We start from the raw sequence: 16,437 nt of genomic DNA, 5'->3' as shown, positions 1-16,437 counted from the left end.
CGATAAAAGCTCATACTAGCCATGTCCTCACGTCATACCTTGGATCCACATGAAACGACTGCCTCCCCTGCCCGCCCTGCACACGTTTCTGGTCACCGCGCAGTGCTGCAACTTCACCCGGGCCGCCGAGCAGTTGCACATCACCCAGGGCGCGGTGAGCCGACAGATCGCAGGGCTCGAGGATCATTTGGGCTATGAGCTGTTCATCCGCCTGGCCCGGGGGCTGGAACTGACCGCCGAAGGCCGCGAATGGCTGCCGAAGGTGCAGCAGGTGTTCGACCTGATCGGCGATTCGGTGGAGCAGATCGGCGCCAAGCGCGAGACCCTGCAACTCAAGGCACCGAGCTGCGTGATGCGCTGGCTGTTGCCGCGCCTGATGCAGTGGCAGCGCGAACGCCCGGACGCGCCGGTGAAGCTGACCGCCTCGCTCCAGCACGGGGTGGACTTCCAGCGTGAACAGTTCGACGCGGCGGTGATCTACGGCACCGCGCCCCACGATCTGCCGGCCGCGCTGCACATGTTCGACGAACAGCTGACGCCGGTCTGCTCGCCGGTGCTGCTCAAGGGCGCACCGGGCCTGAACTCTCCGGCCGATCTGCAACAACACTTGCTGCTGCACCCCACCCATGACGACCAGGACTGGACGCTCTGGCTGAAGGCCGCCGACCTGCGGCTGAACAACATCGGCAGCGGTCAGCACTTCGAGACGCTGGACCAGGCCATGTCGATGGCCTCCCACGGCACGGGTGTGGCGATCGGTGACTGGTCGTTGATCGGCGATGACCTGAACGCCGGACGGCTGGTGACGCCGTTCGATCTGAAGGTCAAGACAGGGCTTGGCTACTACGTGGTGGCGCCGGACAGGCCAGAGCCGTCGGCGAAGCTGCGGGAATTGATGGTGTGGCTGGTGGAGCAGGCGCATACCCGCTGAACCACTGGGTTTTGCGGCGTCTTCACTGACGTCATCGCCAGCAGGCTGGCTCCCACAAGGATCGGCGGCGCCGAGAAGCCTGTGGGAACCCGTTGCCGGCGATGGCGGAGGAACATGAGCATTCTGAACTGACACCTTCGCGAGCGGGCTCCCCGCCGGCCCCTGTGGGAGCCAGCCTGCTGGCGATGGCGAAAGTGAATGCACCGCAGAAGCGGGAGCCGGACAGTGGCTCCCACAACGCGGGGTGGATCAGTAGCCGACGGTGAAACGCTGGCGCGAATGCTTCGGTGTCTGTACCTCGTCGATCAGGGCGATGGCGTAGTCGGCGAAGGTGATCCAACTGCGGCCTTCGGCGCTGACCAGCAGATCGTCCTTGCCCACCCGAAACGTGCCGCTGCGCTCGCCTTCGACGAACTCCGCGGACGGCGACAGGAACGTCCAGTCCAGTTCTTTCTCCTGACGCAACGCTTCGAGGAACGCGGCACCGGCGCTGGCCTCGGCCTTGTACTCGGCCGGGAAACCCGCGCTATCGATCACCCGGGTGCCGTCCGGCAGCAGCAGCGAACCGGCGCCGCCCACCACCAGCAGACGCTTGACTCCGGCCCGCTTGACCGGACCGGTCACGGCAGCGGCCGGCACGGTGGCGAAATGCGCGGCGCTGATCACCGCGTCGTGGCCGGCCACCGCCGCTTGCAGCGCAGCGGCGTCCAGCACGTCGAGGGACTTGGCCGTCACGCCGGCACGGGCGCCGATCTTCGACGTGTCCCGGGCGATGGCGGTGACGCTGTGGCCGCGGCGCAGGGCCTCTTCCAGCAATTGGCTGCCGGCCCGGCCGGTGGCTCCGATGATTGCGATCTTGCTCATGACATTCTCCAGTTGGCTTGAGAGTGTTGCTAAGTTCAGGAACGGCTCACCACTTCATTTCGCCCTTGGCGACCTTGGCGCTCAGCTCCAGGGAGCTTTCCTCGCCCAGTTTCGGGTAGCGCTTCTTCATCGCGGCGATCAGGGCGGCGGAGTCCTTGGCCTTGGCGGTCTCTTCGTCGAAAGCCTTGATGTAGTCGGCGGTGAACCGCACCGAGGCCAGCGAGCGGCCGCTGTCGCCCAGGTAATGGCCCGGCACCACGGTCTTCGGCTTCAGGGTCTCGATCGAGTGCAGGGTCTCCAGCCAGTCGGCGTGGGATTGCGCGGTCTGGGTGTCGGCCATCCACACATGGATGTTCTCGGCCACCACCACGCCGCCGACCACGGCCTTGAGCGAAGGGATCCACACGAAGCTGCGGTCCGGCTGCTTGCCTTCCAGGCCGACCACTTGCAGCTTCTGCCCTTCGAGGATCAGGCTGTCGCCTTCAAGCACACCCGGCACGATGGTCTTGGCCGGCACATCGTCGCCCATTTTCGGGCCCCAGAACGCGAGCTTGCCGTCCACGGTCTGCTTGATGTGGTCGACGGTCGGCTGCGAGGCCAGCACCTTGGCGTCCGGGAAGGCCTTGGTCAGGGTGTCGAGGCCGAAGTAGTAGTCCGGGTCACCGTGGCTGATGTAGATGGCGGTCAGGTGCTTGCCGCTGGCGCGGATCTTTTCCACCACTTGCTCGGCCTGGGACTTGCCGAACTGGGCATCGACCAGGATCGCGTCCTTCTCGCCGCTGACCAGCACCGAGGTCACCGGGAAAATGGCGTGGGTGCCGGGGTTGTAGACGTCGAGGCTCAGGTTGGCTGCGGCGGCGTGCGCGGCGAAGCCGAGGGTGGCGGTGGCGAGTAGGACACGCTTGAGGGTGGTGAAGCCGATCATCGGTTGCTCCGCTGTTCAAATGCCAGGCTTGGCGATGGGAGAGAGCTTAGTTGCCAGAGTCGGTACAAAAAATGCGATGCTTGAACATAGTTTGTTTCTGAAAGCGGGCAAATCATGGATCGTCTCCAAGCAATGCGGGTGTTTGTCACGGTGGTGGATCTGGGCAGCCAGTCGGCGGCGGCCGATCACCTGGAGCTGTCGCGGCCGGTGGTGTCGCGGTATCTGGCGGAACTGGAGGACTGGGTCGGCGCACGCCTGATGCACCGCACCACACGCAAGTTGAGCCTGACCGCCGCCGGCAACGAAATCCTGCCGCGCTGCCGGCAGATGCTCGAACTGTCCAGCGACATGCAGGCCGCCGTCAGCGAGCCCGACGACGCCCCGCGCGGGCTGCTGCGCATCAGCGTCAGCACCTCGTTCGGCCAGGCGCAGCTGGCCGATGCCATGGCGGCGTTCGTCAAGCGCTATCCGGGCGTGAACATCGACCTGCAGATGCTCGACCGCACGGTGAACCTGGTGGACGAACGCATCGACCTGGCGATCCGCACCAGCAACGACCTCGACCCGAACCTGATCGCCCGGCGCCTGACCGTGTGCCGTTCGGTGGTCTGCGCCGCGCCGTCGTACCTGCACGACCGGCCGCGGCCGCAGCGGGTGGAAGAACTGAGCCGGCACAACTGCCTGACCCATTCCTACTTCGGCAAAAGCCTGTGGCATTTCGAGGAGGACGGCGAACCGGTGTCGGTGCCGGTGCAGGGCAACATCAGCGCCAACGAGGCCAGCACCCTGCTGCGGGCGACCCTGGCCGGCGCCGGGGTGGCGATGCTGCCGACCTATCAGGCCGGGGTGCACATCCACAGCGGCGAACTGGTGCGCCTGCTGCCCCACGCCGAACCGCGGCGGATGAACATTTACGCGGTCTACGCCTCGCGCAAGCACATGCCGGCGGCGCTGCGCTGCATGCTGGACTTCCTGGTGCAGCGCTTTCCCGAGAACCCCGCCTGGGACGAAGGCCTGTAACCCCCGCCCGTCCTTGCGGGAGCCAGCCTGCTGGCGATGGCGTCCGTCCAGGCGCCGCAGACAGCGGCGTTCCAACGCAGTGGCAACTCACCACCGCTGACCTATGCTGAAAACAGTACCCCCCGGGTATTCGTTCAGAGGTCACCGCCATGAACACCAGGACACGAAGATACCTCGCGATTTTCATCACCTGTGCGGCCACGCTGGCGCTGTACGGCACCGCGGCCTGGCGGGTGGAGCAGTTGCGGCAACTGCCCCGGGACTACGCCAGCTGCAACTTCGAGCGCTGCATTCCGCACAACGCCACCCTCAACGCGCTGCGCTGAGCCCGACTCCCTTTGTAGGAGCCAGCCTGCACAGGTTTACGGTTCGGATTTCAGGCGGTCGCGGAAAGCCTTCGGCGAAATCCCCACCCGACGCCGGAACAGGCGCGTGAAGTTGGTCGGGTCGGAAAACCCCAACAAGTCGGACATCTCATAGATGGTCATGCTGGTGTAGGTCAGCAGGCGCTTGGCCTCCAGCAATTGCCGCTCGTGCATGATCTGCAGCGCCGGCTGCCCCGCCAGCTCGCGGCAGGTGCCGTTGAGGTGCGACACCGAAATGCCCAGGCGATGGGCCAGGTCTTCGACCTTGACGTGCTGGCGGTACGTCTCCTCCACCAACTGAATGAACCCGTTGAGGTATTCACGCTGGCGTTGCGGACGTTGCGTGGCGGTGTGGCGCCGGATCGCCTGACGGCTGACCCAGACCATGATCACGCTGGCGAGCGAATGCATGAGCATTTCCCGCGCCGGCTCATGGCCGTTGTATTCGGCCTGCAACGCGGCGAACAGGCTGTTGAGGTAGTCCGCGTCCTGCCCAGCCGGGTAGCTGTCGGCCTGGGCCAGGGCCTGCACCGAGTTGCCCAGTTGCGCCTGCAAATGGTTGATCAGCGGTTTGGCCAACGTGACGACGAACCCTTCGACGTCCTCGGAAAAGCGAAAGCCGTGCACCGACAGGGGCGGCAGGATCTGGATCGCGGCTTCGTTGAGTTGCGTGCGCTGACCTTCGATTTCAAGCTCTGCCTGACCTTTGAATACGAAGAGCAACTGGCACAGATCGGCGTGGCGGTGGGGTTTGATTTCCCATTGGTGTTCGCGGCTGCGTTTGGAAATGGTTTCGCAGTGCAGCAAGTCGGGGGTCGGCCAGTCCAGGCTTTCACCGTAGAGCTTGAACACCGGAATCGAAGGCAGGTCAGGCTTGTTCATCACTTCAATCCAGGCCTCGAAGGTTGCGGGCGATAATCGCACCGATTGGCAGAATGTACAGGCATCGGCTCAGTTTTCACCTTCAATTGACAGACCCGCAAGGGAAAAATGCAAGCGCCCGAACCATAAAAATCACTCACCGGCCCAGGCCGCGTGAAGCTTGCGAGCGACAAAAACAATGAAGACGCGCAAAACCCAGGTCGCCATCATCGGCGCCGGCCCCTCCGGTCTGCTGCTCGGCCAGTTGCTGCACAACGCCGGCATCGACACCCTGATCCTCGAACGCCAGACACCCGATTACGTGCTCGGCCGAATCCGCGCCGGCGTGCTTGAACAAGGCATGGCAGAGCTGTTGCGCCGGGCCGGGGTGGGCCAGCGGATGGACGCCGAAGGCCTGGTGCACGACGGCTTCGAACTGGCCCTGGACGGACGCCGCGTGCACATCGACCTGAAGGCCCTGACCGGCGGCAAGACCGTGACGGTCTACGGCCAGACCGAGGTCACCCGCGACCTCATGGCCGCTCGTCGGGAGACCGGCGGCCAGACGATCTACGGGGCCGCCCATGTCGCTCCCGGCGGCATGAAAAGCGACACGCCTTTCGTGACCTTCGAAAAGGACGGCGAAACCTGGCGCGTCGACTGCGATTACATCGCCGGTTGCGACGGCTACCATGGCGTAGCCCGGCAGTCGATTCCCGCCGAATGCCTGAAGGTCTTCGAGCGGGTCTACCCATTCGGCTGGCTGGGGATCCTGGCCGATACCCCGCCGGTGCACGACGAACTGATCTACGCCCGCCACGAACGCGGCTTCGCCCTGTGCAGCATGCGCTCGGCCACCCGCACCCGCTATTACCTGCAGGTGCCGGCCGAAGAACGCGTCGAGGACTGGTCGGACCGACGCTTCTGGGAGGAACTGAAAACCCGGCTGCCCCAGGCGCTTGCGCAGAAGCTGGTGACCGGCCCGTCCCTGGAGAAAAGCATCGCGCCGCTGCGCAGCTTCGTGGTCGAACCGATGCAGTACGGCCGGATGTTCCTGGTCGGCGACGCCGCGCACATCGTGCCGCCGACCGGGGCCAAGGGCCTGAACCTGGCGGCCAGCGACGTCAGCACCCTGTTCGACATTTTGCTGAAGGTCTACCGCGAGCAGCGCACCGACCTGCTGGAGAAGTACTCGGCCATCTGCCTGCGCCGGGTCTGGAAGGCTGAGCGTTTCTCTTGGTGGATGACCTCGATGCTGCACCGCTTCGACGAACACGATGCGTTCAGCCAGCGCATCAGCGCGTCGGAACTGGACTACTTCGTCAGCTCGGAAGCGGGCCGAAAAACCATTGCAGAAAATTACGTCGGACTTCCTTATGAGGCTATCGAATAGCTTCCTACCGACTTACACTGGCGAACATCCCCGCTCGCTTCACGGCCTGCGGGATCCTCACTGCCCGCAGGTTTCGCCCGTGACCAACCTCAATCATCCCGAAACGCCTAAACCGGCCATCCGCAGCGTGCTGGTCGCGCTGATGATGGCGATCTTCCTCGGCGCGCTGGATCAGACCATCGTCGCCGTGTCGATGCCGGCCATCTCTGCGCAGTTCAAGGACGTGAGCCTGCTCGCCTGGGTGATCTCCGGCTACATGGTGGCGATGACCGTGGCGGTGCCGATCTACGGCAAGCTCGGCGACCTGTACGGGCGACGCAAACTGATGCTGTTCGGCATGGGCCTGTTCACCCTGGCCTCGCTGTTTTGCGCCATGGCCCAGAGCATGGAGCAACTGGTGCTGGCGCGGATCTTCCAAGGCATCGGCGCCGGCGGGATGATCTCGGTAAGCCAAGCGATCATCGGCGACATCGTGCCGCCCCGGGAGCGCGGGCGCTATCAGGGCTACTTCAGCAGCATGTACGCGGTGGCCAGCGTGGCCGGCCCCGTGCTCGGCGGCTACATGACCGAATACCTGTCATGGCGCTGGGTGTTCCTGATCAACCTGCCGCTGGGGCTCGGCGCCTGGTGGGTGGCCCGACGCAACCTGCGGGGGCTGCCGGTGCCGCAGCGCAAACCGGTCATCGATTACCTGGGCACGCTGCTGATGATCGTCGGCCTGACCGCCCTGCTGCTGGCCATCACCCAGGTCGGTCAGGGGCACCTGTGGCACAGCCGCGAAGTCCTCGGCCTGTTCGCCGGCGCCGTGGCGGTGCTGGCGGTGTTCGCTTGGCATGAGCGCCGCGCCCGTGAGCCCCTGCTGCCGATGCACCTGTTCGCCAACCGCAGCGCCCTGCTGTGCTGGTGCACGATCTTCTTCTGCAGCTTCCAGGCGATTTCCCTGATCGTGCTGATGCCGCTGCGCTTTCAGAGCGTCACTGGCGCCGGCGCCGACAGCGCGGCGCTGCACCTGCTGCCGCTGGCGATGGGGTTGCCCGTCGGTGCGTACTTCGCCGGCCGCCGCACCTCGGTGACCGGGCGCTACAAACCGCAGATCCTGGCCGGCGCCCTGCTGATGCCGGTCTCCATCCTCGGCATGGCCTTCACCCCGCCGGCCGACGCCCTGCTGAGCGGCCTGTTCATGCTGCTCAGCGGCATCGCCGGCGGCATGCAGTTCCCGACCTCGCTGGTGGGCACGCAGAACTCGGTGGAGCAAAAGGACATCGGCGTCGCCACCAGCACCACCAACCTGTTCCGTTCCCTGGGCGGCGCGGTGGGGGTGGCGCTAATGTCGGCGTTGCTGCTGGCGCTGCTGCAGGACTCCAGCTTCGCTCACCTGGCCGGCGGTTCGCTGATCGGCGAAGGGCAGTCCGGCAATGCGCTGCTCGACGGCCTGAACGCAGCGCCCGGCGCCGCCCAGGATGCGCTGCGGGCCGAACTGCTGGTGACGTTCCGGCACTTGCTGACGGTCAGCGCCGGGGTTTCGCTGCTGGGGCTGGCGGCGGCGCTGGCCATGCCCAACCGGTTGCTGCGCGGGCGGGAGCATGGCGCCCGCTGAGATCCGCCTGACCTGCGGTGACTTGACTGACGTCATCGCCAGCAGGCTGGCTCCCACAGATTCCTCGGCGCCGCCGATCCCTGAGGGAGCCAGCCTGCTGGCGATAGCGTCAGTGGGGGCGCCGCGGCCACCCGCTCAAGGGCTGTAGTAACCCACCGCCACCAGATACGGCCCGACCTTCTTAAGGTAAGCGTGCTTGTCCTCGACCTTGCCGGTCACCGGGTTCTTCCAGCGGTATTCGTATTCGCCTTCGTCCTGCTTGCCGATCAGGGCCAGGATCGGTTCGCCCACCGGTTTGCCTTCCGGATCCTTGACCTTGGCGAAGTCGGTGTTGATCAACCGCAGGTTGGTGCCGTGGGCGACATAGCGTCGGTTGTCCAGGTTGACCACGAACACGTACAGGTCATCCTGCAGGTAGCCGCCCTTGAGCGAATTGATCGCCGTCAGCGTGCCCTTCTCGTTCTGCGCAAGGTCCGTGGCGGCCTTGTCGAGCAGGGCCTGGGCTTGCTGCGCCGAAGCCCTGGGCAGGTAATAGCCGACCGCCAGGATCCTTTGGCCGATGCGCTGATAGAACACATGCTTGCGCTCGACCTTGCCGTCGCTCCAGTTCTGCCAGCGGTACTCGGCCTGCTGGATGCCATTGGCCTCCGGTACTTTCAAAGCGTCCTTGAAGGCCTTCTGCAGATCCGGGCCCAGCACTTCGGACACGTCCCGGCCGATCAGCGCCGACGACGGACCGCCGCTGGCGAGCATTACGCCCTGGGTGTCGACCACGAACACGTAACGGTCCTTGTCGACGAACTCGCCTTGACGGCTGAAGGCCGCAAACGCCTTGTCCCCGTGGTCGTGGTAATAGGCCAGGGCCTTTTCCAGCAAGGCCTTCGCAGCCTGGCCGTCATCCTTCGGCGCGGCGGCGCCGGCCTGACCGACGCCCAACAGCAGCACCGCGCCGAACCAGGCCAGCCTGTGCAGTATCCCCATGACGCGTCCCCCGTTCTTGTTGGTGTTTCAAGAGCGTAGACGGGTTGGGCCCATGCACGGACATTCACAATCGTTCTGGATGTTGCGGGATGCTAGTGGCGAGGGAACGACCTCCCTCGCCACAAAGAAGCGCCTGTCAGGGCCGGGCGTTGATCTGCTGCTGCAGGTTCTGGATCTGCGCCTGAAGGGTGTTGAGGTTGCGGGTCATCTGCCCGCGGAAGGCGTCGAACTCGGCGGTGTTGCCGCCACCCTGCCCGCCGGCCGGACGGTTGTCCTGCTGGCTCTTGAGCACGACGATATCCTGCTCCAGACGGTCGATGGCCGCGCTCGGGTTGCCCTGCTTCTTCAGGGCCGTGATGTCGGCGCCGAGGCTCTTGAACTGGGCGTCGAACCCCTTGATCTGGGCATCGAGGCCTTTTAGCTGGGCATCGACCCTGCCGGTGTCGGCCGGTGCGCTCTTGACTGCGGCCAACTCGCTGCCCAAGGCTTTGACCTGGGCCTGCAATTGGGCATTGGCGTTCTGCTGCTCGGTTGCCTGGGCGCTGATCTGCGCCAGGCGCTTGTCCAGGTCTGTGGCCTGGCCGGCCACGCCCTGCTGCTGACGGCCCTGATCCTGCAGCCGGTTTTCAAGTTGCTTGATCTGCAGCTTCAGGGCTTCGCTGTCGGTGGTGACGTTAGTCTGGCTGGCGACGACCTTGCCGGAAATGTCCTGCAGGCGTCCCGCCGCTTCCTCGCTGATGCGGGCGAAGCTTTCCTGGGTGGCCACCAGTTGCTGCTCCATCAGCGAAATCTGCTGGAAGCTCCACCAGGCCAGGCCGATGAAAGCGAAAAACAGCGCGCCGACCAGCGCCCACAGCGGGCCGGTGCTGGCGGCCTTGACCTTGACCGCCTGCGGCGAGCGCGAATGCACGGAGGTGCGGGCAGTGGCCGGAAAGTCGTCGTCATCGAGGGTGTCGGCGCGCAGGCTCGGCACATCGTCGAAATCGTCGTCGTGGACATCGTTACGCATGGACATTGAGGCAACCTTTGTGAAACGCGGTAATAGCAGATTGCTGCGCAGTATAACCCCCGCAGCCGCAGGGATTGACCCTCAACCCGCGGCGCGGTTCAGTGCCGCCCGTGACGTCAGCGGATGTCCTGGGCCTTCCACCAGGTGCAGAACTCATCGAGGGCGGTCCACAGGCTGACTTTCGGATCGTAGTCCAGATAATGCCGGGCGCGGCTGATGTCGAGGGTGAAATTTTTGTTCATCACCTGCATGCCCAGGCGCGACAGCGTGGGCTCCGGGCGCCCCGGCCACAGCTTGCAGACGCCCTCGTTGAGCGCCGCCACGCTGTAGGCCAGGCCGTAGGAACGGTACTTGGTGACCTGCGGGACTTCCATCTTGCGCATCACGTAATTGACCACGTCCCACAGCGGCACGGGCGTGCCGTTGCTGATGTTGTAGGCCTTGCCCAGCGCGGAGCCGGCGGCCAGCAGGCTGCTGAGCAGGGCTTCGTTGAGGTTCTGCACACTGGTGAAGTCGACCTTGTTCAGGCCGTTGCCGATGATCGCCAGGCGGCCCTTGCGCTGCATGTTCAACAGACGTGGAAAGATGCTCATGTCGCCGGCGCCGGTCACGAAGCGCGGGCGCAGGGCGATGGTTTCGAGGCCGAATTCCTGGGCGCCGAACACTTTCTGCTCGGCCAGGAACTTGGTCGCGGCATAGGGGTGCCGCAAGCGTTTGGGCACTTGCTCTTCGGTCAGCCCGAGATGGTCGCGGCCGTCGAAATAGATCGATGGCGAGGACAGGTGCACCAGGCGCCGCACCCGCTGCTTGAGACAGGCCTCGACCACGTTTTCGGTGACCTGCACGTTGCCCTGGTGGAAATCCTGGTAGCGCCCCCACAGTCCGACAGAGCCTGCGCAATGCACCACGGCTTCGACGTCGGCGCACAGTTCGCGCACCAGTTCAGGATCGTTCAGGTCGCCCTGGACGAATTCGGCGCCCCGGCGCACCAGATGCTCGACGCCTTCGGCCCGGCGGCCGTTGACCCGCACGTCCAGGCCCTGCTCCAGGGCGAACCGCGCAAAGCGCCCGCCGATGAAGCCGCTTGCGCCGGTGACCAGAATTTTCATGTAGAGCTCCGCTGTCTTTCGTTTTGCCTGATTCGTGTGTCTTGACGCTGCCCGTCAGCCCGACGGCACCAGCCATTTGGGCGACGAGCGCACCAGTTGGTCGGTCAGAAGCCCGAGCAGTTGGCCGCCGTTGCGCCAATGATGCCAGTACAACGGCACATCGATCGGTTTATCCGGCAACAGTTCGCGCAATGTGCCGCGCTCCAGTTGCTCGCGTACTTGCAGTTCCGGCACCAGCCCCCAGCCCAGGCCCGCCTCGGTCAGGCGGATGAAGCCTTCGGACGAGGGACACAAATGATGCTCGAAACCGCCGTCCACGCCGAGGGACGCGAGGTAACGGTGCTGCAGGAAATCGTCCGGGCCGAACACCAGCGCCGGGGTGCGCGGCAATTGCTCGGCGCGCACGCCGTCCGGGAAGTGGCGCTCGATGAACGCCGGGCTGGCCAGCGCACGGTAGCGCATCGCACCGAGCAGCACACTGCGGGCGCCCGCCACGGGCCGTTCGCTGGCGCACACGCAGGCCGCCACTTCCCCGGCGCGCATGCGCTTGAGGCCAACGGTCTGGTCCTCCACCACCAGGTCCAGCAACAGATGCTGCTCGGCGCAGAAGTCGCCGACCGCCTCGGCCCACCAGGTGGCCAGGCTGTCGGCGTTCAGAGCGATGCGCAGGCGTTCCGGCAGGCCTTCTTCGTCCAGCGCCGGCACCAGGCTCTGCAGGTCGCGCTCCAGCAAACGCACCTGCTGCACATGGTTGAGCAGGCGCCGGCCGATCTCCGTCGGCGAGGGCGGCGTGCCGCGCACCAGCACCGGCTGCCCGACCCGGGCCTCCAGCAGTTTGATCCGCTGGGAAATCGCCGACTGGGACAGGCCCAGCACCTGGGCCGCCCGTTCGAATCCGGCCTGTTCCACCACCGCCGCCAACGCAGAAAGCAATTTGTAGTCGAACATCAGTTTTCCTAATGAGCGATCAGCACTATTGGTTTTTCTTATACAGCGTCAGCCGGGAGAATAGCCAGCAAGCACTCTTTATCAAGGATCCTTTCCATGGCGGGCGAAACCTCGTTGACCACCCTGCTGCGCAGCATGAGCCCGCAGCTCAACCCCGGCGAATACGTGTTCTGCACCCTGCGTGACGGCCGCTTGCCCAGCGGCCTGGAGATCGTCGGCAGTTTCCGCGAGCAGGAAGGCCTGACGGTGATCCTGGAACGTTCCCACGCGGTGCGGGCCGGTTTGAGCTTCGACTACGTCGCCGCGTGGATCACCCTCAACGTGCACTCGGCGCTCGAAGCCGTCGGCCTCACCGCCGCCTTCGCCACGGCGCTGGGCAAGGCCGGCATCAGCTGCAACGTGATCGCCGGCTATTACCACGACCATTTGTTCGTCGGCCAGGCCGACGCCGAGCGCGCCATGCAGACCCTGCGCGACCTCGCAGCCAACGCGGAGTGACCCGATATGTGGCAAAGCTATGTGAACGGCCTGCTGGTGGCCTTCGGCCTGATCATGGCGATCGGCACCCAGAACGCCTTCGTGCTCGCCCAGAGCTTGCGGCGTGAGCATCACCTGCCGGTGGCGGCGCTGTGCGTGGCCTGCGATGCCATCCTGGTGGCCGCCGGCGTGTTCGGCCTGGCCACGATCCTGGCGCAGAACCCGACGCTGCTCGCCGTCGCCCGCTGGGGCGGCGCGACCTTCCTGATCTGGTACGGCAGCCAGGCGCTGCGCCGGGCCTGTTCGAAACAGAGCCTGCAACAGGGCGAGAACCAGACCGTGCGTTCGCTGCGGGCGGTGATGCTCAGCGCGCTGGCGGTGACGCTGCTCAACCCCCACGTCTACTTGGACACGGTGCTGCTGATCGGCTCCCTCGGCGCCCAGCAATCGGTGCCGGGCGCTTACGTGGTCGGCGCCGCCAGCGCTTCGCTGCTGTGGTTCTTCGCCCTGGCGCTGGGTGCGGCATGGCTGGCGCCGTGGCTGGCGCGGCCCGGCACCTGGCGGATCCTCGACCTGACGGTGGCGGTCATGATGTTCGCGGTGGCGGGACAACTGATCCTGGCTTCGTGATTTATAGCGAAAGGCTCTGGAACCTCTATCCCACACAGTTGTTGCGTGGTTAAGCCGCACCCCCGGTGCTATGATCCGAACCCTGCGCCGCAAAGAGTAAAAACTCGCCGGTGCATTTCCGGCCGCCCGTGATCGGCCTTGCGCTCACCGCAACAGACCTGATTAGGAGAATCATCATGGCTTTCGAATTGCCGCCGCTGCCTTACGCCCACGATGCCCTGCAGCCGCACATTTCCAAGGAAACCCTGGAGTTCCACCACGACAAGCACCACAACACCTACGTCGTGAACCTGAACAACCTGGTGCCAGGCACCGAGTTCGAAGGCAAGACCCTGGAAGAGATCGTCAAGACTTCCTCGGGCGGCATCTTCAACAACGCAGCCCAGGTCTGGAACCACACCTTCTACTGGAACTGCCTGGCACCAAACGCCGGCGGTCAACCGACCGGCGCACTGGCCGAAGCGATCAACGCCGCTTTCGGTTCGTTCGACAAGTTCAAGGAAGAGTTCAGCAAGACCTCGATCGGCACCTTCGGCTCCGGCTGGGGCTGGCTGGTGAAGAAGGCTGACGGTTCCCTGGCCCTGGCCAGCACCATCGGCGCCGGCAACCCGCTGACCAACGGCGACACCCCGCTGCTGACCTGCGACGTCTGGGAACACGCCTACTACATCGACTACCGCAACCTGCGTCCCAAGTACGTCGAGGCGTTCTGGAACCTGGTCAACTGGAAGTTCGTGGCCGAGCAGTTCGAAGGCAAGACCTTCACCGCTTAAGCTGCACGCCAGACAGAAAGAACCCGGCCACGCCGGGTTTTTTTATGCCTGCAACGGGCACTGCGTCACAGCCGGTGCCGTTTCCCGCCATGAAACCCGCCCCTGCCCCCTTGCCCCGAAGCCACGGAGGACTAACATCAGACAGAGGAAAATTTGTACCGCCGTTCCTCAAGTTGGAGGTCGTACCAACCGACACAGTGTCACTAGGGCAAAGACTCCAGCCGGCAGCATTCCGGCCAAGCCCACGGACAAATGTCCCGCGGCCCGATTGTCCCTTTGACTGCCAACAACGGATTGCCAATACTCATGGCAACTTGACGCTACCCGCACGGAACAAGGAATAACCCTTTGAAGCTGGAACTCAAGAACAGCTTGTCGGTGAAGTTGCTCCGGGTCGTGCTTCTGTCGGCATTGATCGTCGGCGTGGTCTTGAGCTGCGCGCAGATCGTCTTCGATGCCTATAAGACACGCCAGGCCGTCGCCGGCGATGCCGAGCGCATCCTCGACATGTTCCGCGATCCTTCCACCCAGGCGGTCTACAGCCTGGACAAGGAGATGGGCATGCAGGTGATCGAAGGCCTGTTCCAGGACGATGCCGTGCGTCAGGCGTCCATCGGCCATCCCAACGAAGCCATGCTCGCGCAGAAGTCCCGGGAGCTGCAGCAGTCCAACAGCCGCTGGCTGACCGACCTGATCCTCGGCCAGGAACGCACGTTCACCACCCAACTGGTGGGACGCGGGCCCTACAGCGAGTACTACGGCGACCTGAGCATCACCCTCGACACCGCCACCTACGGCCAGGGCTTCATCGTCAGTTCGGTGATCATCTTCATTTCCGGCGTGCTGCGCGCCCTCGCCATGGGCCTGGTGCTGTACCTGGTCTATCACTGGCTGCTGACCAAGCCGCTGTCGCGGATCATCGAGCACCTGACCGAAATCAACCCCGACCGCCCCAGCGAACACAAGATCCCGCAGCTCAAGGGCCACGAGAAGAACGAACTGGGCATCTGGATCAACACCGCCAACCAGTTGCTCGAATCCATCGAACGCAACACCCACCTGCGCCACGAAGCGGAAAACAGCCTGTTGCGCATGGCCCAGTACGACTTCCTCACCGGCCTGCCGAACCGCCAGCAACTGCAGCAGCAACTGGACAAGATCCTCGTAGACGCCGGCAAGCTGCAGCGCCGGGTCGCGGTGCTGTGCGTAGGCCTGGACGACTTCAAGGGCATCAACGAGCAGTTCAGCTACCAGACCGGCGACCAGTTGCTGCTGGCCCTGGCCGACCGCCTGCGCGGCCACAGCGGACGCCTCGGCGCCCTCGCCCGCCTGGGCGGCGACCAGTTCGCCCTGGTGCAGGCCGACATCGAGCAGCCCTATGAGGCGGCGGAGCTGGCGCAAAGCATCCTCGACGACCTCGAAGCGCCGTTCGCCCTCGACCATCAGGAAATCCGCCTGCGGGCGACCATCGGCATCACCCTGTTCCCCGAGGACGGCGACAGCACCGAGAAGCTGCTGCAGAAAGCCGAGCAGACCATGACCCTGGCCAAGACCCGCTCGCGCAACCGCTATCAGTTCTACATCGCCAGCGTCGACAGCGAAATGCGCCGGCGCCGCGAACTGGAAAAGGACCTGCGCGACGCCTTGCTGCGCGGCCAGTTCCACCTCGTCTACCAGCCGCAGATCAGCTACCGCGACCACCGGGTGGTCGGCGTCGAAGCGCTGATCCGCTGGCAGCACCCCGAACACGGGCTGGTGCCGCCGGACCTGTTCATTCCGCTGGCCGAGCAGAACGGCACCATCATCGCCATCGGCGAATGGGTGCTGGACCAGGCCTGCAAGCAGCTGCGCGAATGGCATGACCAGGGCTTCGCCGACCTGCGCATGGCGGTCAACCTGTCCACCGTGCAACTGCACCACGCCGAGCTGCCGCGGGTGGTCAACAACCTGCTGCAGATCTACCGCCTGCCGCCGCGCAGCCTGGAGCTGGAAGTCACCGAGACCGGCCTGATGGAAGACATCAGCACCGCCGCCCAGCACCTGCTGAGCCTGCGCCGCTCCGGGGCGCTGATCGCCATCGACGACTTCGGCACCGGCTACTCCTCGCTGAGCTATCTCAAGAGCCTGCCGCTGGACAAGATCAAGATCGACAAGAGCTTCGTGCAGGACCTGCTGGACGACGACGATGACGCGACCATCGTGCGCGCCATCATCCAGCTGGGCAAAAGCCTGGGCATGCAGGTGATCGCCGAGGGCGTGGAGACCGCCGAGCAGGAGACCTACATCATTTCCGAGGGCTGCCACGAAGGCCAGGGCTACCACTACAGCAAGCCGCTGCCGGCCCGGGAACTGGGCGTCTACCTCAAGCAAGCCCAGCGCAGCAACGCGGCCATCCTCTGAAACCCGGCGCCGAGGCGGCCGTGCCGCCCCCAGCGACCAAACCCGCGAAAACCCTACGCAAACAAGAAATATTTCCAGTCACGGCCCTTTACACATAATGCGAAAGATTTGCATTATGTCGCAGTTTTGCGCGTGCTCCGCGCCAGTCCACTCA

At 64.8% G+C, this 16,437-nt stretch carries 16 protein-coding genes; 9 read left to right on the top strand and 7 right to left on the bottom strand.

Annotated elements, in window-relative coordinates; translation table 11 throughout:
* Positions 1-49: 49 nt before the first annotated feature.
* Positions 50-931 (top strand): LysR substrate-binding domain-containing protein, encoded by an 882-nt coding sequence (locus CAG41_RS04445; RefSeq protein WP_085580330.1) that lies wholly within the window; start codon positions 50-52, stop codon positions 929-931.
* Between the two features lie 249 nt (positions 932-1,180).
* Here the strand turns inward: CAG41_RS04445 and CAG41_RS04440 are convergent, their stop codons facing one another.
* Both CAG41_RS04440 and CAG41_RS04435 read right to left on the bottom strand, forming a co-directional pair.
* Positions 1,181-1,795 (bottom strand): NAD(P)-dependent oxidoreductase, encoded by a 615-nt coding sequence (locus CAG41_RS04440; protein ID WP_085636566.1) that lies wholly within the window; start codon positions 1,793-1,795, stop codon positions 1,181-1,183.
* Between the two features lie 46 nt (positions 1,796-1,841).
* Positions 1,842-2,720: an MBL fold metallo-hydrolase gene (locus CAG41_RS04435; protein WP_085693902.1), complete on the bottom strand. Its 879-nt coding sequence runs from the start codon at positions 2,718-2,720 to the stop codon at positions 1,842-1,844.
* Positions 2,721-2,834: 114 nt separating this feature from the next.
* On the opposite strand from CAG41_RS04435, the gene CAG41_RS04430 reads away from it, so the two are divergent.
* Positions 2,835-3,740, top strand: coding sequence for a LysR family transcriptional regulator (locus CAG41_RS04430; protein ID WP_085629491.1), 906 nt, complete (start codon positions 2,835-2,837; stop codon positions 3,738-3,740).
* 149 nt (positions 3,741-3,889) lie between these two features.
* Entirely contained in the window at positions 3,890-4,066 is a 177-nt protein-coding gene (locus tag CAG41_RS28545; protein ID WP_167360513.1) for a hypothetical protein, read from the top strand.
* Positions 4,067-4,102: 36 nt separating this feature from the next.
* Here CAG41_RS28545 and CAG41_RS04425 read toward each other — a convergent pair whose 3' ends face one another.
* Positions 4,103-4,987, bottom strand: coding sequence for a helix-turn-helix domain-containing protein (locus tag CAG41_RS04425; protein WP_085580321.1), 885 nt, complete (start codon positions 4,985-4,987; stop codon positions 4,103-4,105).
* A gap of 178 nt (positions 4,988-5,165) precedes the next feature.
* Between CAG41_RS04425 and pobA the strand changes: the two genes are divergently transcribed.
* Both pobA and CAG41_RS04415 read left to right on the top strand, forming a co-directional pair.
* Positions 5,166-6,359, top strand: coding sequence for a 4-hydroxybenzoate 3-monooxygenase (gene pobA, locus CAG41_RS04420; protein WP_085580319.1), 1,194 nt, complete (start codon positions 5,166-5,168; stop codon positions 6,357-6,359).
* Positions 6,360-6,438: 79 nt separating this feature from the next.
* The gene (locus CAG41_RS04415; protein ID WP_085580317.1) at positions 6,439-7,956 is read left to right on the top strand and encodes an MDR family MFS transporter; all 1,518 of its coding nucleotides are present in this window, start codon (positions 6,439-6,441) and stop codon (positions 7,954-7,956) included.
* Positions 7,957-8,091: 135 nt separating this feature from the next.
* Here CAG41_RS04415 and CAG41_RS04410 read toward each other — a convergent pair whose 3' ends face one another.
* From CAG41_RS04410 to CAG41_RS04395, 4 genes are all read right to left on the bottom strand, one after another.
* The gene (locus CAG41_RS04410) at positions 8,092-8,937 is read right to left on the bottom strand and encodes a cache domain-containing protein (RefSeq protein WP_085580315.1); all 846 of its coding nucleotides are present in this window, start codon (positions 8,935-8,937) and stop codon (positions 8,092-8,094) included.
* Between the two features lie 136 nt (positions 8,938-9,073).
* On the bottom strand, positions 9,074-9,952 hold the full coding sequence (locus tag CAG41_RS04405; RefSeq protein ID WP_170930263.1) for an ATPase: 879 nt from the start codon (positions 9,950-9,952) through the stop codon (positions 9,074-9,076).
* 110 nt (positions 9,953-10,062) lie between these two features.
* Positions 10,063-11,055, bottom strand: a complete 993-nt coding sequence (locus CAG41_RS04400; RefSeq protein WP_085580313.1) for an NAD(P)-dependent oxidoreductase — start codon at positions 11,053-11,055, stop codon at positions 10,063-10,065.
* Between the two features lie 54 nt (positions 11,056-11,109).
* Complete coding sequence (locus tag CAG41_RS04395; RefSeq protein WP_085580311.1) at positions 11,110-12,003, bottom strand: LysR family transcriptional regulator ArgP; 894 nt, start codon at positions 12,001-12,003, stop codon at positions 11,110-11,112.
* A gap of 96 nt (positions 12,004-12,099) precedes the next feature.
* Here CAG41_RS04395 and CAG41_RS04390 point away from each other — a divergent pair, with 96 nt between their 5' ends.
* The 4 genes from CAG41_RS04390 to CAG41_RS04375 all read left to right on the top strand — a co-directional run bounded on the left by CAG41_RS04390 (position 12,100) and on the right by CAG41_RS04375 (position 16,283).
* Positions 12,100-12,501, top strand: a complete 402-nt coding sequence (locus CAG41_RS04390) for an ACT domain-containing protein (protein ID WP_085580309.1) — start codon at positions 12,100-12,102, stop codon at positions 12,499-12,501.
* Between the two features lie 6 nt (positions 12,502-12,507).
* On the top strand, positions 12,508-13,110 hold the full coding sequence (locus CAG41_RS04385) for a LysE/ArgO family amino acid transporter (RefSeq protein ID WP_085580307.1): 603 nt from the start codon (positions 12,508-12,510) through the stop codon (positions 13,108-13,110).
* 176 nt (positions 13,111-13,286) lie between these two features.
* Positions 13,287-13,883: a superoxide dismutase gene (locus CAG41_RS04380; RefSeq protein ID WP_008022038.1), complete on the top strand. Its 597-nt coding sequence runs from the start codon at positions 13,287-13,289 to the stop codon at positions 13,881-13,883.
* Between the two features lie 348 nt (positions 13,884-14,231).
* Entirely contained in the window at positions 14,232-16,283 is a 2,052-nt protein-coding gene (locus CAG41_RS04375) for a bifunctional diguanylate cyclase/phosphodiesterase (RefSeq protein ID WP_085580305.1), read from the top strand.
* Positions 16,284-16,437: the final 154 nt, after the last annotated feature.

Source organism: Pseudomonas sp. B35(2017), assembly GCF_002113645.1.
In the GTDB taxonomy this organism is placed as follows: domain Bacteria; phylum Pseudomonadota; class Gammaproteobacteria; order Pseudomonadales; family Pseudomonadaceae; genus Aquipseudomonas; species Aquipseudomonas ekonensis.
Note: the sequence above shows the minus strand (reverse complement) of the source record. Positions and strands in the feature narration are given on the sequence as shown.